General features: G+C 52.6%; 12 protein-coding genes. 4 read left to right on the top strand and 8 right to left on the bottom strand.

Translation table 11 applies throughout. The features are described from left to right. Positions 1 to 969 carry a glycerophosphodiester phosphodiesterase family protein gene (locus IEV98_RS12415; protein WP_188506329.1) on the top strand — a complete coding sequence of 323 codons (969 nt, stop codon included), beginning with the start codon at positions 1 to 3 and terminating at the stop codon, positions 967 to 969. Continuing rightward, positions 962 to 1,888, top strand: coding sequence for a sugar phosphate isomerase/epimerase family protein (locus IEV98_RS12410; RefSeq protein WP_188506328.1), 927 nt, complete (start codon positions 962 to 964; stop codon positions 1,886 to 1,888). Before IEV98_RS12415 ends, IEV98_RS12410 begins: the two co-directional genes overlap by 8 nt. Before the next feature lie 24 nt (positions 1,889 to 1,912). Here IEV98_RS12410 and IEV98_RS12405 read toward each other — a convergent pair whose 3' ends face one another. From IEV98_RS12405 to IEV98_RS12390, 4 genes are all read right to left on the bottom strand, one after another. Further along, a complete protein-coding gene (locus tag IEV98_RS12405; RefSeq protein WP_188506327.1) occupies positions 1,913 to 3,211 on the bottom strand; it encodes a c-type cytochrome domain-containing protein in 1,299 nt (432 codons plus the stop codon). 12 nt (positions 3,212 to 3,223) lie between these two features. Beyond that, positions 3,224 to 4,741, bottom strand: a complete 1,518-nt coding sequence (locus IEV98_RS12400) for a DUF1501 domain-containing protein (protein ID WP_188506326.1) — start codon at positions 4,739 to 4,741, stop codon at positions 3,224 to 3,226. A gap of 24 nt (positions 4,742 to 4,765) precedes the next feature. After that, positions 4,766 to 7,984 (bottom strand): DUF1553 domain-containing protein, encoded by a 3,219-nt coding sequence (locus IEV98_RS12395; protein WP_188506325.1) that lies wholly within the window; start codon positions 7,982 to 7,984, stop codon positions 4,766 to 4,768. Between the two features lie 228 nt (positions 7,985 to 8,212). Beyond that, the gene (locus IEV98_RS12390) at positions 8,213 to 9,079 is read right to left on the bottom strand and encodes a LysR family transcriptional regulator (protein WP_188506324.1); all 867 of its coding nucleotides are present in this window, start codon (positions 9,077 to 9,079) and stop codon (positions 8,213 to 8,215) included. 87 nt (positions 9,080 to 9,166) lie between these two features. On the opposite strand from IEV98_RS12390, the gene IEV98_RS12385 reads away from it, so the two are divergent. Beyond that, complete coding sequence (locus tag IEV98_RS12385; RefSeq protein WP_188506323.1) at positions 9,167 to 9,889, top strand: class I SAM-dependent methyltransferase; 723 nt, start codon at positions 9,167 to 9,169, stop codon at positions 9,887 to 9,889. A gap of 14 nt (positions 9,890 to 9,903) precedes the next feature. On the opposite strand, the gene IEV98_RS12380 is transcribed toward IEV98_RS12385, so the two are convergent. Both IEV98_RS12380 and IEV98_RS12375 read right to left on the bottom strand, forming a co-directional pair. Further along, positions 9,904 to 11,382 (bottom strand): glycoside hydrolase family 76 protein, encoded by a 1,479-nt coding sequence (locus IEV98_RS12380; RefSeq protein ID WP_188506322.1) that lies wholly within the window; start codon positions 11,380 to 11,382, stop codon positions 9,904 to 9,906. A gap of 216 nt (positions 11,383 to 11,598) precedes the next feature. After that, positions 11,599 to 12,864 carry a metallophosphoesterase gene (locus tag IEV98_RS12375; RefSeq protein ID WP_188506321.1) on the bottom strand — a complete coding sequence of 422 codons (1,266 nt, stop codon included), beginning with the start codon at positions 12,862 to 12,864 and terminating at the stop codon, positions 11,599 to 11,601. Between the two features lie 114 nt (positions 12,865 to 12,978). Between IEV98_RS12375 and IEV98_RS12370 the strand changes: the two genes are divergently transcribed. Continuing rightward, positions 12,979 to 14,304 (top strand): MATE family efflux transporter, encoded by a 1,326-nt coding sequence (locus tag IEV98_RS12370; protein WP_188506320.1) that lies wholly within the window; start codon positions 12,979 to 12,981, stop codon positions 14,302 to 14,304. A gap of 136 nt (positions 14,305 to 14,440) precedes the next feature. Here IEV98_RS12370 and IEV98_RS12365 read toward each other — a convergent pair whose 3' ends face one another. Then, positions 14,441 to 16,885, bottom strand: coding sequence for a glycoside hydrolase family 2 TIM barrel-domain containing protein (locus IEV98_RS12365; RefSeq protein WP_229738723.1), 2,445 nt, complete (start codon positions 16,883 to 16,885; stop codon positions 14,441 to 14,443). A 32-nt stretch (positions 16,886 to 16,917) separates the two neighbouring features. Beyond that, positions 16,918 to 18,615, bottom strand: a complete 1,698-nt coding sequence (locus IEV98_RS12360) for a RagB/SusD family nutrient uptake outer membrane protein (RefSeq protein WP_188506319.1) — start codon at positions 18,613 to 18,615, stop codon at positions 16,918 to 16,920. Positions 18,616 to 18,634 lie beyond the last annotated feature (19 nt).

The following is an 18,634-nucleotide window of genomic DNA, read 5'->3' as shown; positions in this document are numbered from 1 at the left end:
ATGAAACGACACGATTCAATTTTTAACTATATTTTCTGGCCGATCGTAATTACGATGCTGCTGGCCGGTGCATCGCCAGGCAATGCGCAGGAACCGATGCATACCATGGACTTCCAACACCCCAATGCGCTGAAGGCCTTTCTGAGGTATCAGGCCGATCGGCCGGTACTGATCAGCGCCCACCGTGGTGGTGCGGCACCCGGTTACCCCGAAAACAGCATCCATACGTTCGCCCGGACGCTTTCGTATACCCCAGCGTTTATGGAGGTGGACCCACGCTATACCAAAGATGGGCAGGTGGTACTATTGCACGACGATACGCTGTCGCGCATGACGACCGGCCGGGGTAAGGTTATTGATTACACCCTTGCCGAACTGCGCCAGCTCTACCTGAAAGATGTAGACGGCCGGACCACCCCTTTCGCCGTAAATACCTTGGCCGAAGCACTCCAATGGGCCAAGGGAAAGACGGTATTGATACTTGACCAGAAAGGGATACCGGCGCTTGAACGGGCCAGGCTGCTCGTAATGCAAAATGCGAAGGCGCACGCGATGTTGATTGTGTATAGTGTAGAAGATGCAGCCGCGGTATACCGTTATGATCCGGAGATCATGATGGAAGTGATGGTACCTTCATTGGAGGCACTGGCGGCGTTTCAGGCAGCGGGCGTGCCGATGGAAAACATTGTGGCTTTTGTGGGGCACAAGCCGCCGAAAGATCCGGCAGTGGTTGTTGGTATCCAGGAAGTTGGCGTAACGCCTGCCCGCGGTACGTCGTTTGAGCTAGACCGGGCGTATACCAGCGGTCGGATTTCGCGGGGTGAGCTGCATGCGGGATACCTTGCTTTGGTGGCCAGTGGCGTGGCCATGCTCGAATCTGATTTGGCGACGGAGGCGGGGATGGCTGTGCAGGCCGCGTGGGATGCGGACTCGCAACGTGAACCTCCTAAGCTGACCGCTGATGAATAGGCGATTAATGGCGAAACTGCTGCTCACGGGGAGTGCCCAGCTGATGTTGGGGCGATCGCTATGGGGAGCGGTACTGGGGGTGGCCGGTTGGAATACCGGCCACCCCATTATCGGATTGCAGACCTATAGCCTGCGGGATCGCCCGTTGCGCGAGGCAGTGACCGCGATGAGCCAATTAGGCATCGCCCACTGTGAGTTGTGGGAAGGCCATGTTGAGCCTTGGGAATGCCGCTGGCAGCGCGGCCTTTCGCCCGAGCAGCAGGCCGAAAACCGAAAGGGGCTCGCGAATTGGCGTAATACCGTCGAGATGGGCGAAATGCGTGAAATCGGCGAAAGGCTTGGGCAGGCCGGTATCCGGATTATGGCGTACAACGCCACGTTCAAAGATGGGATAAGCGAACACGACCTGGAACTGGCTTTCCGAATAGCCAAGGCCTTGGGTGCGGATACGATTAACAGCTCGGCTACCGTGAAGGTGATGCCCAGGGTCGACAATTATGCCCAGCGATACGGCATCCGGGTAGGCCTGCACAACCATGCGAATGTACGTGACCCCAATGAGTTTGCAACACCGGAGAGCTTTTTTAGCGGACTATCGGAGCGCTCCGACTACATCGGTATCAACCTCGATACGGGCCATTTCACAGCGGCTGGATATGATCCGTTGGCATTCATCGCGGAGCATCATGCGCGTATTTTCAGCATTCACCTGAAGGATCGCTTGAAGGATCAGGGAGCTCGTGTGCCTTTCGGTACCGGCAATACACCGCTGGCGGCAATCCTGCAGTTGATTCAGCGCAAGCAGTGGCCGATACCTGCGTTTGTCGAATATGAGTATGAAGGTAGCGATACCTTGGCGGCGATCAGGAAGTGCTTGGATTATTGTCACAAATCCCTTGATCAACCGATCATGAAATAAACCTTGATCAGCCCCGGGGGGCACTTAGGAATCTCCGGGATTCCAAGTAAAAATGCGCGCCAACTTCGGGTTTTCTTTCAATTTGCGGACGCCTGCGGCGGTTACCTGGGTGGCATTGAGGTTGAGCGCTTCTAAATGCGGCATGTTTTTGAGATGGTCTGCAATGCCGTCTGTTATCGGATTATTTTCTAACCGGAGCTTTTCAAGATTAGGGAGCTCTTTTAAGAATGCCAGATCGTCATCAGTGAGATCATTATCGGAAAGATTTAGCCAAACAACGTGGAGGCCTACGCCCATTAATTCCTTCTGGAAGTCTGCCGCTTTCAATCCAGCGTGGTCTGGCAAGGTAACGTCTAGCACAACGGGTTGGTGGAGGTTAATGCGGACATTCAACCCCTTGTTGCGTAGCGCTTCTACCAGTGCCATATCCAAGGAAGGGGGGATGTGGTTATAGTCGCCATTGCCGGATGAAGAGGACGGTATTAATCTGCTTTCCAGACCCAGTACGCTTGCTACTTGCACGAGCAGCGTGTCGTTTGCCTGGAGTACCCCCATCGACTTACTGGTTGCTGCGCCAGCTTGCTCGATCCAATACGCGATCAGCGCGGTTTCGTCTTCGGTAAGTGGCGGTTTGCCATCAGTAGGCATGAATTCTTCATGTGCCGGGTCGAGGGTAATTCGGCGGTACAGTTCGCTTTCGGCCAGTTTGCCCGGTACAATGGCTGGTCCACTCTTGCCCCCTGCTATGAGTTCGGTATGGCTGGATAACGAGAATTCACCCTTCCTTTTTCCAGATCGGTGGCATTGCCCACATTTTTGCTGGAGTACGGGATGCACCACGTCTTCATAGAGGAGAGCTACCGATGGTGAGACGGGTTTCTCCCGCTCCTCTTCAAGCAGTGTTTGCATGCTTAGGTAATCGCTGCCATGGGTAAGGTTACCGCCTTGGTGGCCACTGTAGCTGATGAGCACCAGCATCCCAACGAGTAAGCCCGAAAACAGCCGCGGGGAAAAGCTGGTTATCTGCAAGCGAATCACGAGCAGGATGCCGGCACACACCGCCAGCGCGATACCAGAAAGTTTGTGCCGCTCTAGCAGCACAGCGTCGTAATCGCCCGACAGTGAAAGAAGGTACCCCAACAGACACGCGACAACAGCCGAGATGAAACCGACGAACAGTACAAACGGTACGGCCTGCCGTAGGTACTGGAAACGCACCTTCCACGCAGCTACGTCTAGCAAAACGGCTAATATCAAAAATCCGATCGGAAGGTGAACGACAACCGGGTGCAGTCTACCCGAAAAAATAAGGAAATCTAACATGCACTATAATAGTCAGGTAAGGATGTCTTTGAGTACATTGCCATGCGTATCCGTGAGCCTAAACCTTCGTCCCTGGAATTTGTAGGTGAGCCGCTCGTGATCCACGCCCATTAGGTGTAGCAATGTCGCTTGAAAATCGTGTACGTGTACGGCATCTTTGACAATGTTGTAACTGAAATCGTCTGTCTCTCCATAGGAAATGCCTGCTTTGACACCCGCTCCAGCCATCCACATGGTAAAGCATCGTGGATGGTGGTCGCGCCCATAATTAGTCGGGGCGAGTTGCCCCTGTGAATATACGGTACGGCCAAATTCGCCGCCCCAGATGACCAGGGTGTCTTCAAGCAATCCCCGTCGTTTGAGGTCGGTAATCAGCGCAGCGGTAGGCTGATCGGTTTGCCGGCATTGATTTTCGATGCCGGCGGGGAGCCCGCCATGATGATCCCACCCCTGATGATACAGCTGAACAAACTTCACATCTTTCTCCAATAGCTTCCGCGCTAGGAGGCAATTGGCAGCATAGGTGCCAGCGTCGCGGCTTTCGGGACCGTAAAGCTCAAACACCTCGTTGGGTTCATCAGTCACACTCATTACATCCGGCACGGAGGTCTGCATACGGTAGGCCATTTCGTATTGGGCAATCCGTGCGTCTACTTCTGGGTCGCCATAGGCACTGTTTTGTAGCTTATTGAGGCGGTTGAGGTAGTTGAGCATTTCATGCCGATCCGATCCATCGTAACCTTCGGGGTTATTGAGGTAAAGAACGGGGTCTTTGCCTGCTCTGAATTCGACACCTTGATACTCAGATGGAAGAAAACCATTGCCCCACAATCGGGTGTACAAGGGCTGGTCTTTTGGTGCATTTTTGGACACCAGCACGATGAATGCGGGCAGGTTTTGGTTATCGGTACCTAATCCATAACTAAGCCAGGAGCCGATCGACGGTCTTCCCGGAAGCTGATTTCCGGTTTGGAAAAACGTAATGGCAGGATCGTGGTTGATGTGCTCGGTATGCAATGATTTAATGACACAAAGGTCATCGACCACCTTGGCCGTATGGGGAAGCAGCTCGCTGACCCACGTGCCATTCTTGCCGTGCTGGTTGAATTTGTAGAGCGACGGAACCATTGGGAATTTGCTCTGGTTTGCGCTCATGGCGGTAAGGCGCTGTCCCTGGCGAACGGATGCGGGAAGGTCTTGGCCGTATAGATCGACGAGTGCCGGCTTGTAATCAAATGTTTCGATCTGGGAAGGCCCACCGCTCATAAACAGGTAGATGATCCGCTTTGCCTTTGGTGCAAAATGCGGTAAAGCGTTGATGACCTCATCCATGGCAGTGTTTGAAGCAGCAGCAGGTGCTGCTCCAGTGCCGGAGGCCCAGCTCTTTCCAATTAAGGATCCCAGCGCCAGCGCCCCGATCCCAAGGGACGTTTTCGTTAGGAAATTACGCCGGTCCAGCTGCTTATTCAGCTTATCAAACGCTGGCGTGTGCAAGCGGAAATTATTTTGATCGTCGTGGTGGTGTGACATAATCTCAACTGTTTTATGCGGTATTTATCGTCTGGTCAATGCTGCATCCGAATTTAAAATGGTACTGGCCACTACCGTATTTGCTGCGAGGAGCGAGGTGTCTAGCCCCTCGGCGGGCCGGTATTGACCCATGGTCAACCAGCCGCGCGATTTACTCGGATCGGCCTCAAACTTCTTACGTTCGCTTGCTTGTAGTTCTATCAATAAAGCGAGTTCTTTATGACCAGGGTATCTGCTGGTGAGGCGCCTATAGGCTTGTGTGATGGCTTGTTTGGTGTCACCAATTTTGGTCATTTGTTCGCCCATGGCGCGGGAGGCTTCTACAAATGCGGGGTCATTAAGTGTAACCAGGGCCTGAAGCGGTGTATTTGTTTTCTGCCGAAGGATGACACAGTAGCTCCGGGAAGTTGCGTCAAAGGTGCTCAATGTGGGATGCGGAACAGAACGTTTGATGATGACATATAGGCTACGCCGATAGATGGCATCTCCCGTATCGGGCTGATAGGAGGTGTTGTTGATTTCCCAAAGACCTGGCGGCTGATACGGCTTTATACTTTTGCCGCCGATGCGGTTGTTGAGCAGGCCGCTGGCCAATAGGGCGTTATCCCGTATCATTTCGGCCGGTAACCGGTAGGATGGGCCGCGTGCTAGTAAGCGGTTTTCCGGATCACGTTCCCGAAGCGCAGGCGAGGTATTGGACTGTTGCCGGTAGGTAGCCGACATGACCATCATTTTCATTAATTTTTTGACATCCCAGCCCGATTCCTGGAAGGTTACCGATAGCCAGTCTAGCAATTCCGGATGGCTCGGCATTTCACCCTGATTGCCAAAATCGGCAGACGTCTTTACCAGGCCGATGCCAAACACGTTTTGCCACATCCGGTTTACCGCTACCCTTGCCGTGAGGGGATTGTCTTTGTGAGTAAGCCATTGGGCCAGGCCATAGCGGTTTTTGGGAAGGTCTTCCGGAAGGGGCAGAATGGCAGCGGGCGTATTGGGATATACCTTTTCTGTAGGCGCATCATACACGCCACGGTCTAGCAAATAGGCCTGCTGGGGTGTCTCCATTTCCTTCATAACCATTAATTCTTGCACGGCTTCCGTAGCTGCTGCCGCTTCAGTGCGCCAATGTACAAGTTGTTCGTTGGCTGCCCGTACATTGGGATCTGTAGTGGAGAGGTAATAAGCTTGGAGCGCGCTTACGTCTGCCTTCGTAAGACTGCGCTGGTCTTTCGTTGCAATGGTTTTCCACGCTGCTTTTCCGGCCAGTATGCGCACTTCATACGGAGTTAATGCACGGTCGTATACGATAATGTTATCAGCTTGCCCCCCTTTAAAGCCGAGCCCTCTGGCCCATCCACCGATCTGCAACCCATGTTGTGGGTGACCCCCAGTGAAGATGATGTCTTTATACAGGTTGTCTATGCGTGTATCCATTTCAGCTGCCTCGCCATTGAGGAAAAAATGGAAACCTGCAGCACTCGAGGAGCCATCATACGTCATGGTCATTTGTACCCATTGGTTGCGTGGGATGGTATCGCGGCTGATTTTGATGATTGCATTACCGGGGGCGGCGTGGGCCATGTTCATTTCGATTTTGCCATTTTTGAGGTACAAATGATACCCCTTGAAATTAAAGTGCCGCTCTCCGTAGCCCTTATGCAGAATGACACCTTCTTGCATCCCGGAGGGGATGTACACCGCTATCCCCACACTAAACGGCTGCGATCTGCGGAAGACACCGACCTGGTGGAAATCCAGCCAGGCATCCCCATCAAAAGACAGTGCATGTCCCTCGCCATGTTGTACAAATACCGGCGGTTCTTTTACATCACCGGCTTCTACCTTCAACACGCCACCGCCGAGGCTTTTCTGATCGAATGTATAGTGCGCCTGGAGGCCTTCTTTGGGTATGACTTCTTCTTTCAGCTTTTTGTACTTGCCGGAAGCCAACCAGTGTTCGAAGGCGGTATCGGCATGTGCAATCACCTGCTTTACCTTCTTTTCGGATTGTGCAATCTGCTTTTCGATGGAGTGCAGTATTGCTTCCTGTTCTTTGGTAGGCAATAATAAGGTAGGTGCGGGAGGTGTGTCATCCCAAGCGATTTGCCCGGCCTCGGGGATGTTATTGAAGAAGCTGTAGAGTTCGAAATAATTTTTTTGGGTAACAGGATCGAATTTGTGGTCGTGGCAGCGTGCGCAACTGATGGTTATGCCAAGGAATGCATCGCCTAAGGTATTGGTGCGGTCCATGACGTATTCTGCCTTGAACTCTTCTTCGATAATACCGCCTTCCATGTTTTGCTGGTGATTGCGATTAAATGCGGTAGCGATGATCATGTCGTTGGTCGCGTTGGGCATCATATCGCCAGCTAGCTGCCAGTGTACAAACTGATCATAGGGTAGGTTTTGGTTAAAGGCCTTGATTACCCAATCGCGGTAAGGCGACATATCGCGGATGCGGTCAACCGTATAGCCATGTGAATCTGCAAAGCGCGCAACATCCAGCCAGTCCATAGCCATCCGCTCTCCATAATGCGAAGATCGTAATAGCCGGTCTACCTGCTTTTCGTAGGCATCTGTTGACTGATCGTTTAGAAACGTTTCGATTTCTTTAAGCGTAGGTGGTAAGCCCGTAAGATCGAGACTGAGTCGACGTAACAATACGTCTTTATCAGCTCCGCCGGAGGGCTGCAAATCCTCTTGTACCAGCCGATTGAGGATAAATTGATCGATCTCATTATAGACATTCCACCCCTTTTTGCGTACGTTGGGTGGGGTAGCCTTTTGAGGTTTCTCAAATGCCCAGTGGGGCTTGTATTTAGCCCCATCTTTAATCCATTTGATCAGCGTAGCCTTTTCTTCAGGGCTGAGGGTAAGGTGTGATTGGGGCGGTGGCATCATGTAAGTAGGGTCGTTTGCCAGAATGCGGTGAAACAACTCGCTTGCATGGAGGTCTCCGGGTTTGATGGCTACTTTGCCTGGTGTTTCGGGAAGCGGCGCATAGGCTGCATCAGCCACGTCTAACCGAAGCCCTGCCTCTTGGGTAGCCATATCGGGACCGTGACAGGAAAAGCACTTATCGGATAAGATAGGCTTGACATGCACATTGTAGTCCAGTTTGTCGGGCAATGTGTCGTAGGCTGTCGACACCTCTTCCGGAAGTGGCGTTGAACAACTGGCAACGACTACCAGTAGTACTATTGTAAAATAATAATAGGTGATTGTTTCTTTACTGATCATGGCGACATGGGATGAAAGGGTGCAGAATCAGCATAATTCGATTTTCATAACCAGCAAATTTAGTTTATAACGAATAGTGGATATAAATGTAGGGCTTTATTCTGAAAATCGGGAGTGCGGTGCACAATTTGGACGAATTGGCGAAAGCTCATACGAATTGGCAGGTGGTACCATAAACCCGTATTGTCATTGAGGTAAGTGTTGAAATTCGTGTAGGTCAGCATCACGTTAAAATAGGTGCCCCAGAGCTTTAAAACTGCCTAATGCCGGATGTTCGGTGTGGCGATGATGGGCCATGACGATTTCGGTATAAATCGGAATGTCTATCAGTGCTGTAAACGTTAAGTTTAAATAGGGGTATTGATGCTTAATGGAGGCGGGGACCAAGGCGACCCCAAGCCCACTTTCAACCAAGCTGAGTATCGAATGCATGTTATTACACTCATGCATGACCTGTGGGGTAAAACCGATGCGGTGACAACAGGCCATAAATTGCTGTTGATAGTAGGGAGCGTAGCCGCTGTTATACGAAATGAACGGCGTCCCGGCGAGGTTTGTTGCGTCCAGCGAATAAGAATTGCCCGTTCTGCAGACCAAGGCGAATGGGTCCTGCCGTAGGGACGTGATTTCCAATTGCGTGGAAGTAACCGGTGCACGAAGAATCCCGATATCCAATTTGCCTGCTTCGAGAGCCTTGACCTGCTTGGCCGTGGAAAGTTCGTATAAACGCGTTTTGAGTAAGGGATATTGATGGTTTAATTGTTGCAGAATCTTAGCTAAGGAGGTCAGCGGTGTTGAACTGATATAGCCAATTTGGAACTCGCCACTCACCGATTCATGGATCTGCCTGACCACTTGTTTGCTGCGCTCCAGCTGCTGGATGAGCGATTCGCATTCCCGCAGAAAAAAATGCCCTGCATCGGTAAGCGCGACGCGCTTGTTGTTCCGGTGAAACAGCACGGCGCCTAATTCGTTTTCCAGTTCTTTGATTTGCCGCGTTAGCGGCGGTTGGGAAATATGCAACTGCTCCGCAGCCTTACTGAAGTGTAACAATTCGGCCACGGTTTTGAAATAAATCAGGTGTCGTAGTTCCATTATACCTCAAAGGTATTAATAATTGCAAATAATGGTATTTTTAAAGTATTATATAGAAAGATAGATTTGTGGCAAACAATGATCGCAATGGAAAATTATTTAGAGAAATCTACAGTACAGGAAATAAAGGCGAGGTTTGACAAGGATGTAGACCGCTTTTCGAATCTGGAAACCGGGCAGCAGACCACCATCGATGCGGCTTTTAGTATGGAACTCATCGTTGACAGTATCATGGCGCATTCTCCCGGTTTGAAAACAGTGTTGGATGTGGGCTGCGGTGCCGGAAATTATACCCTAAAGCTGTTATCAAAAAAAGCACCACTGGATTGCACGTTGCTGGATCTCAGCCAGCCCATGCTTAGTCGGGCAAAGGACCGTATTGCTGCGGTAAACAGCGGAACCATTACCTTGGTGCAGGAGGATATCCGTAAGGCCGATTTGCCGGAGAATCATTACTGTACGATTATGGCTTCAGCGGTATTGCATCACCTGCGCGACGACAGCGATTGGGAAGCGGTGTTCGCCAAACTATACCGCTTGCTGAAGCCCGGTGGCAGTTTATGGATTGCGGATTTGGTTGTCCAGGAAACACCGGCGCTCCAACGATTGCTCTACCAAGAACGTTATGGCCGCTACTTGGCTGACCTGAAAGGCACGGCTTATCGGGACAATGTTTTTGCGTACATTGCTAAGGAGGATAGCCCGCGCTCCGTCAACTTCCAACTAAAACTGCTACAGGACGTAGGGTTCCGCAACGTCGAACTGCTTCATAAGCATCTGTGTTTTGCAGCATTTGGAGCTATTAAGTGACGAATTAAACTGCATCAGTTTTCCGCTGGGGTCTCCTTGCTTACGGTTCCTTTTTCCAATTGGTATTCAACCAAAAGCGCGTATTCGGCGGCGAACGTAAAAGCAAACATGCCTTCCACGTTGCGGTTACCGTTATCCCACCCTTGGAGCAGGTTATGCGGGAGGATGCCATTATGCCGGAAGTTGGTAAATCCGTAATCAAGATTTTGCTGGAACGTGTTGATGTACCGATCTACCTGGTTATAAATCGGATAAGTCTCAACATACGCACGCATGAGCACACCGTTAAACCAATTATTGAAGCCATTCACAGCGTATTCATAGTGGCCGGGCAATTGATCACTGATTTTGGCGAAATACTGAAAGCTGTTGTCCGAAAGTTGCTTCAGATCGTCTAGGTAGGCGGCATTTCCGGTTACCCGGTACAGATCGGCCGCCCCGGATAGCGTTGCACCGGAATTGTAGGAATAGGGTGGGCCTACGCGGTCATTGAGCGGCGTGTTGGCGCGGTAGCGCACGCCATCGATCGTTTCGTAGCGGATCTTGCAATCCCCGCAACCACCCATGAAGTCGTCGTACACACCGTCCGACCGGAGGAGATGTTCTTTCTGCCAATTGTATACCGACTCGGCAAATTGCAGGTAGTAATCGCGCTTTTTCATCACGCTGGTTTCGCGCTTGCCGCCTGGAATGATGTACCGGTGGTTAATTTCCTCGTTACTTTCCGCATAGTGCTCGTGGAGCCATACCAGTGAGCTGATGAACGGACCATTGCTGCACGTGTGTTTGGTGGTATATCCTGGCCCCCAAGGAATGCCGCCGTTTTCTTTGCCGGAGGCGTCGAGCGTGCAGTCCCATCCATCAAGCACATATTCGGCGAGGTATTCCGCTTCCGCAAGGTATCGCGGTTCGCCAGTCAGTTTGTAGGAATGCAGCAGCTCCCGAACGAGCCATTGCTGATCGTCATACACGTTCTCAATGCCAGCTACATTGGCGTTACCCTTGCTGGAGGCCCGGTGCACGCCGTAAACTGTCCACTCACGGGTCTGCGTATAGGAGGTGAGCTCAAACGTGCCTTGATAATAAGCCAAATTGTCGTAAAGCTGTGCGAGTAGATCGCGGTAGCGCTCGGAATGGGTATCGTGCAATGTGGGCTGCCCGTAGGCATCGTATGTTTTTAACGCTTGCATGATCGCGTTGACAGCCTCAATAGCCGCGGTGTACATCCATACACTGCCCTTTTCGTCCGAGCGTACGTCGGCATAGGGGTCGTAGAACCGAGCCATAGCCATGCCTTCACCTGTGAAATAGTGAGCTATTGCGTCATCGGCTAGTTCCATGGCACGTAACAGGTTTTGCTCTGCGAGCTCCGTAGCGGGTGGGGTATCGCCGTCGTGGCCCTGAGGACCCTGTCCGCCCTTGTTGCCTAGTATATTGCTGCAGGCCCCCGTGGCCAGCGTAAGTGAGAAGGATAACAGGATAAACGTCTTCATAGTCTCCGTTGAGGTTTTAAACAAAAAAACAGCGAAAAGCCGCTAATTCCGGCGCCAAACTTAGGGAAATTTTGCGGGATACAGCTTCAGAGGTGCCCAAAGCTACCAGACAATCCTATTCATCTGCCATGAATATGCTGATGGCTTCGGCATTATTACCTTCCGTCGCCTTGTCACAGCTGGTGGCGATAGCCAGCAGTTCTTTTTCTTTCGGTGTCATCGATGTGTGTTCGTTGATGTTTGCTCAACCAATTCCAGCAGCGTGATCTCGGGCGGCATCCCGAGCCTGCCGAGATAACCCAGAAAGCCAAATCCGCGGTTGACATAAAGGTATTGGTGCCCAAGCTGGTAAAGCCCGGCCCACTCTTTGTAGAAATATTGCACAGGACTCCATTTGAACCATCGCGATTCAATACCGAACTGCATACCATGCGTATGACCGCTTAATGTCAAAACAATTTGCGGATAATTGCCGACGACTTCGGCCCCCCAATGGGAGGGATCATGACTGATGAGAATGGCTTGCCGATTTGCTGGTGTATTGGAAAGAGCCTTTTGGAGGTTGCCATACCGGGAAAAATTCGCGCGGCCACTCCAGTTTTCTACTCCGATAAGGGTGAGTGCATCACCACCTTTATGGATGGTTACGGATTCATTCAGCAGCAGGCGCCATCCAGCCTGACGCTGATACTGCATTAAGGTATGAAGATTGGCTTGCTTGGCATCGGGCGATCGCCAGCGTACATAGTCGCCATAATCGTGATTGCCCAGTACGGAATAGACACCCAGCGGCGCGTCGAGCCTGGCAAAAATATCGAGATAGGGTTTAAATTCATCAGCCCTGTTGTTGACGAGGTCGCCCGTGAAGAGGATCAGATCGGGGTTGAGGCCCATTGCCATGTCGACACCTTTGCTCACAGCCTGCGGATTGTCGAAACTCCCCGAATGGATATCCGAAAGCTGGACAATACGTAGCCCGTGGAATGCTTTTGGTAATCCACTGATGGGGAGCTGTACCGATCGTACTTGGTAGCGGTAGCGTCGGAATACGCCGTAAAGTAGGCCGAGGATGAGCACACCACCTGAAAGCATGGCCAGTTGACCGACAGCTGGGTTGCGCGAAAAAGCGAAGGTGCTATGGCTGGTAGGGGTGGACCAAGCGGTTTGCAGGCCTATTGATACAGCCCGGATACCCGTAAACAGGTCGCCAACAAACATAACACCCGCCATGAGGATTTGCCCCAAAAGCACAGCAATCAACGTATGCACGCTATGTTTTACGACGGCATTGGGCCAGCCCACGGAAGACCAGCGGCTGTATAGAATAGGGCTGGCTAACGCGCCTAAGCTGACTAGCCCATAGGTGACCATCAGCAATTGCCGGGCAGGCTCATCGACATCCCGCAACCCGGTGTGCACGGCTGTGAACGCATAGTAGGCTATCCCAGCAAGCGGCAATAGGAAAAAGAACAATGTCCGCATAAGTATCGATCCGAAGGTGGTAAATATCGGAAATAGAATCGGTAACGCCTGAGCTGACTCAATTACGATGTCTAACGGAGGCGATTGAAATACTTTTAGTACGTTTGCCGTGCTATGAAAGGGCATTTCGCAATCGCACGTACTGCATTTCCGATTATTCTGGCCAACGCTACTGTGCCGTTATTGGGATTGGCAGATACGGCTGCCATTGGACATACAGGCGGCGCTCAGGACTTGGGTGCCATTGCCTTAGGGGCACTGGTGTTCAGTTTTCTTTACTGGGGTTTTGGATTTCTCCGCATGAGTACAACGGGCTTTGTGGCACAGGCGGCTGGTGCGGGCGACTACACCGAGGTACGCGACGTGGCCCTGCGTGCTGGCTTGATGGGTATTGCTATTGGTGTGATGCTGGTCGCTTTACAATACGTAATCGGTGTCGTGGCGCTGTATTTGCTCGATGCTAGTGACGCGGTGAAGCATGGTGTTAGGACGTACTTTGACGTGCGGATATGGGGGGCGCCTGCTACGCTTACGACCTTTGCTGTACTCGGTGTACTCATCGGATTGGGTAAAACTAGGCATTTGCTTTGGCTGCAATTGGTATTGAATGGACTCAATATTGCGTTAAACGTGTTTTTCGTAATCGGTTTGGACTGGGGTGTGAAGGGCATCGCAATGGGAACGGCAATTGCCGAATGGTCGTCACTCTTATTGGGCATCTGGATGGTACATCGCATCTTAAATACGCTTTGCCCGGACGGTGATAAATCGTGGCCTTGGTTTGCCGACCGCGGTAAGTTATGGCAGATGATTACCACGAATGGTAACATCATGGTTCGTACACTGGCCTTACTGGTGGGTTTCGCATGGTTTGCCAACCAAGGTGCGCGGTTTGGCGATGCAACACTTGCGGCCAACCACGTGCTGCTTCAGTTTGTTTCGTTTTCTGCATTTTTCCTAGACGGCTATGCCTACGTGGTAGAAATGATGGTGGGCAGAGCTATCGGTGCACACCGTGAGCAAACGTTTCGGAAGGTACTGAAGCAAGCAAACCAGCTTGCAGGCGCAACAGCATTGTTGCTGGCATTGCTGTTTTTTGGAATTGGAGTTCCGGCTATCCATGGGCTGACAAGCGATACAGCCGTACGAACAGTAGCGCAGCAATACCTGCCATATGCCTGCGCTTATATTTTGTTTTCCTTTTATGCCTTCCAGCTAGATGGCGTGTTTATAGGAGCGACTAGAAGCCGTGAGATGCGCAATGCCAGCGTTTTCTCTTTGATGGTATTTATCGCATGCAGTGCCGTATTGACGGCACATTTCGGCAATGCAGGCCTATGGCTGGCATTTATCAGCTATGTGCTGGTTCGTGGGCTCAGTTTGGCGTATTATTTGCCCCGAGTGGCGGCACGCTTTGCAAAACGATTGCGAGACAATTAAAACGTCCATCATTGACGTTTAAAAAACTAATCTGCTAAATATGTTAAATCATACAGTACGAGTATTTCAGAAACCCCCAACTCAACCCTTCCCCAAAAAAGGATTGACTGGAGGCGTCTCGTCTTATCAAATGATATCATTCGGCTTCCAATGTCACCTGTACGTTCGACAACCAGGGTGCTGAACACGTCACGGTGATCGCTCCGGCTTGGCCGGTGGTCATTAGGTAGGCAAGCAACCTGCCGCGGTACGCCCGATGAGTAGCGTCGGTGTAGTCGCTCATGTCGGTATTGTTGCTGCCCTCCAACCCCAGTAGCTGGGCGGGGCCGTCGATTTCAACCGTGATGTTGTCATCGGCAAGGGCCACGGGGACGCCTGCTGCATCGACCACTTCAATGGTGATATGGGCGACTTCACGATTGCGTGTTAGCTGTTGCCGATCGACGGTGGCGAGGAGGCGGGCTGACCGCCCGGACGTCTGGATTGCGTATCGGGCGGCTTCGGCTCCGCTACGAAGGCCCACGGCCTCCAGTTTACCGGGTTGGTAGGGTATATCCCAATAGTGCACACCATTCACGGTATCAAAACCGGCTTCAGCGCTAACCGGTTGACCGTCGAGATACAACTTTACCGCATCGCAATTCGAATAGCTCACGACCCGGATGGTATCGCCAGCAGCGTAGTTCCATACGGGCCAAGCATCTACCGATGCACGTTGCGACGGCCCACGGCCCTGGCGGGGATAGGTGCCGATGTAGACCATCGGTTCGTCCGCCCAGAGTGACTGACGGTAGTAGCCGCGGGGTTTGATGAAACCGCCGAAATCGAGTAAGCCCGAGTAAAAGCCACGGGAGGGCCAACGGCCGGATTCACCGAGGTAATCGATGCCGGTCCATAGAAACTGCCCGAAGATGTATTCGCTGTCACGCACGGCTTTCCATGCGGCCAGGTCATGGCGATTTTCGCTGCCGTAGATAATCCGCTTGGGGTAGCGCTTGTGATCTTCCTGGTAACGAGTTTCGGTATAGTTATATCCGGCGATGTCCAGCGCATCGGGGTAGGCCGTTTCGTTGGACATGGCAACACCCGCCAACCCGGCTGTGACGGGGCGGCTGGTATCGTACTGCTTCACGACGGCCGCCAAGCGCTTGGCGATATCGCCAAGACGCATCGCATCGGGTGCATCGGGTTTGTAGCCACCGAACGTCGCTTGGGTAAAACCACCCTCGCGATGCCCGCCATCCAGGATGGGGTGCGAATACGGGTCATTGGGATAATCGACCTCATTGCCGATACTCCAGGCAAAGATGGAAAGGTGGTTGCGGTCGCGTTTTACCAGATCGGCTAGGTCCCGCTCACCCCATTCGGCAAAGAAATCGTAAGCGCCTTGGAAGCCGGGTGTGCCGACATTCCAACCTTCCAGCCACTTGCGTTTCGGGAATTCCCATTCGTCATACGCTTCATTCATAACCAATAAGCCCAGTTCGTCACAGAGCGCGTAAAGGGAGGTTGCTTGTGGATTGTGGCTGGTGCGGATAGCATTGACACCCAGTTTTTTGAGCGTCAGCAATCGGCGTCGCCACACTTCGGGATACATGGCAGCTCCCAGTACACCGGCATCATGGTGGATACACACACCTTTGACTTTCATCCACTCGCCATTGAGGGCAAAGCCCTTATCGGGATCGAAAGTGAACGTGCGGAACCCGGTCTTCACCGTCGATCGGTCGATCGGTTTGCCTGCTTGCAACACGACGGTTTCCAGCGTATACTGGGTGGGATTATCCAGGCTCCACAAGCGAGGAGCTTTGACATCTAACGCCAGCTGGATTTCGTTGCGATCGTTGGCGGGTACCGAAGCGTTGGTTGTCCGCTGGGCTACGGTTGTGCCCAAGGGATTCTTGAGTGTGGCTTGGATCGAAACTTGGGCTGATGACGTGGTGGAGTTGGCCAATGCAACCTGTACGTGCAGGGTGCCCTTGTTCTTAGCCAACGTGGGATAGGCGTATACGCCCCATTGCTCCAGGTGCACGGGTTCGGCAGGCACGAGCCAGACATTGCGGTAAATCCCCGATCCGGTATACCAACGGGAATCGGCATCCTGGCTGTGGTCTACTTTTACGGCCAGGACATTGTCTTCGCCATACCGGAGGTAGGGGGTAACGTCATACTGGAACGAGATATACCCATTGGGCCGTTTTCCCAGCGAGGTGCCATTGATGAATACTTCACTCCGATTATATACCCCTTCAAAGTAGATGTAGTACGTTTTCCCGTTTGGTGTTTCAGGCACCGTCAGGTGTTTGCGGTACCAGCCGATGCCGCCAGGGAGATAGCCGGTAGCACTGGCGAGTGTGGGGCTAAGCTGGCTTTCCACGCTCCAATCGTGCGGGAGCTGGACGGCCTGCCATTTCGTATCGTCGGTGGCGATAGTAGCTCCATTTTCGAGGTCACCCCGATGGAATTTCCAGCCGTCGTTAAGGAGCGCGGCCTGCTCCGTGGGTTGTCCGTAAAGGAGGTGCATGGCACCGACCACCAGCGCAATTAGGGTGGTAAGGAAGGGCACTTTCTTGATCGTCATGTCGTCGTTTTACGTGTTGGTTTAATGCTTAACTAATAATCGGCGTTCTGTTGCAACTGGTTGTTTGAGGCCAGGATTTCCTCACGCGGAATCGGCAACCAATAGTGCTGGGGCAAGAAGTGTCGGCCATCTAGGGCGACCTTGCGCATGTAAGCTAGCGTATTGCCGTTGCGTGTGATTTCGATGCCGTACGCCGGCACGTTGCCCGTTTCCTCAGCGATAAGCCACCGCCTCACATCATAGAACCGGTGCTCTTCGAAAGCGAGTTCCACCTGCCGTTCGTTGCGGAGCAATGTTCGGAACGCCGCTGCGCTCATCCCTTCAGCCACGGCGGGCATCGCGACACCCGCCCGTGAGCGGATCAGGTTGAGCGCTTCCCGGGCACTCATGGTCGCGCCCGCAGGGGTGGCATCCGGTCCGACCAACTCGTTTGCTGCTTCGGCAAAGTTAAGCAAGATTTCCGCATACCGGAAGTAAATCCAGGGCTGTAGCCCGGCGATGTTCCATGGGTTGTTGATTGGCATATCTTCATCGATAAACTTGTACAGGTAGTAACCCGTCCGGCTCGTGTTCCAGTTATCCGGGCCCTCGCGGCTGTCGCGACCACCCGGAACGAAGGTTTCCAGTGCCCGACCGCGGTAGGTGGCGCCGTTGTACAAGATTGTTTCGTAGAAGCGCGGATCGCGGTTTGCATAAGGATGCTGCGCATCGTACCCTGAGCCTTCTTCATCGATGGCTTTGCCGTTGGTCATCCGATAGGCATCTACCATATTTTGCAAGGGTACGTTGCCACCCCAGCCGCCATGGCCATTGGGCCCGTTGGCAATCTCCATCGGTACGTGGCGTGCGCCGACCGAGTAATAGCGGGCAAAAATAATCTCATTATCAGTAGAAGCCTTGCGGAACAGTGCACCATAGCCGCTTTGCGAAATGCTGTATTTGTTGAGGCTGATGACCGCAACCGCCGCGTTGAGTGCCTGCTCCCAGCTTCCGGCATGGTAGAGCGGGCTGGCCGCATAAAGCGTCAATCGCGATTTCAATGCTAGGGCAGCTCCAGCGGTGGCACGCCCCAATGCCCATGACGAACCGTTGTCGGCCGGCAGACCCGCCACCGCTTCATCCAGCTGAGTCAGCGTATAGGTGATGCAGGTACCGAGGTCCTGACGTTCAAACAAGGCAGGGTCGGCCATATCGTCGTTGAGTCCGTAGACCCTGTCGCCCAGCAGGGGCACACCACCGTAATTGCGGATCAGGTCGTGGTAGCGGAATGCCCGGATGAACTTCAGCTCGGCGATAAGCCGATTTTTGCGTGCAGTACTCATGGGCACCTGCTCGATATTGGCGAGTGCATAGTTGCATTCCCGGATGCTGCGATAACTCCGTTTCCAGATTGTGCCTGCGATTCCGGTGTTTTCCGGCGAGAGTTGCCCACGCTGGACAAGCCAGGTGTTGTCGTCGTTGTTGTACACCGATTCATCGGTGAGGGATGACCACAAGGCGTATTCGAAGCCACGGCCAAAGCCCGGTGGTGTCCCCTCGGCTTCTTTGTCCATGAGCCGCACGCCCATGTAACGATTTACGACGAATGATTCGAATAATATCGAATCGGAGAGGATGGCGGCATCCGACACGCGATCGGTAGGAACCACATCCAAAAAGCCTTTGTTGCATGCGGCGATTGCCGCGAAGCCCAACAGGCCGATCATATAGCGTTTTTTCACGAGTTTCATATGTTGTAATGAGTTAACT

Source organism: Parapedobacter pyrenivorans (assembly GCF_014636865.1).
Lineage (GTDB): Bacteria > Bacteroidota > Bacteroidia > Sphingobacteriales > Sphingobacteriaceae > Parapedobacter > Parapedobacter pyrenivorans.
The sequence above is the reverse complement of the archived record's forward strand: the minus strand, read 5'-3'. Positions and strand labels throughout refer to the sequence as shown.

Coding starts and splice junctions, on each gene's coding strand:
- IEV98_RS12390 (WP_188506324.1), bottom strand. CDS start 9,079: ATGGAACTACGACACCTGATTTATTTCAAAACCGTGGCCGAATTGTTA.
- IEV98_RS12360 (WP_188506319.1), bottom strand. CDS start 18,615: ATGAAACTCGTGAAAAAACGCTATATGATCGGCCTGTTGGGCTTCGCG.
- IEV98_RS12415 (WP_188506329.1), top strand. CDS start 1: ATGAAACGACACGATTCAATTTTTAACTATATTTTCTGGCCGATCGTA.
- IEV98_RS12405 (WP_188506327.1), bottom strand. CDS start 3,211: ATGTTAGATTTCCTTATTTTTTCGGGTAGACTGCACCCGGTTGTCGTT.
- IEV98_RS12370 (WP_188506320.1), top strand. CDS start 12,979: ATGAAAGGGCATTTCGCAATCGCACGTACTGCATTTCCGATTATTCTG.
- IEV98_RS12380 (WP_188506322.1), bottom strand. CDS start 11,382: ATGAAGACGTTTATCCTGTTATCCTTCTCACTTACGCTGGCCACGGGG.
- IEV98_RS12400 (WP_188506326.1), bottom strand. CDS start 4,741: ATGTCACACCACCACGACGATCAAAATAATTTCCGCTTGCACACGCCA.
- IEV98_RS12410 (WP_188506328.1), top strand. CDS start 962: ATGAATAGGCGATTAATGGCGAAACTGCTGCTCACGGGGAGTGCCCAG.
- IEV98_RS12375 (WP_188506321.1), bottom strand. CDS start 12,864: ATGCGGACATTGTTCTTTTTCCTATTGCCGCTTGCTGGGATAGCCTAC.
- IEV98_RS12385 (WP_188506323.1), top strand. CDS start 9,167: ATGGAAAATTATTTAGAGAAATCTACAGTACAGGAAATAAAGGCGAGG.
- IEV98_RS12365 (WP_229738723.1), bottom strand. CDS start 16,885: ATGACGATCAAGAAAGTGCCCTTCCTTACCACCCTAATTGCGCTGGTG.
- IEV98_RS12395 (WP_188506325.1), bottom strand. CDS start 7,984: ATGATCAGTAAAGAAACAATCACCTATTATTATTTTACAATAGTACTA.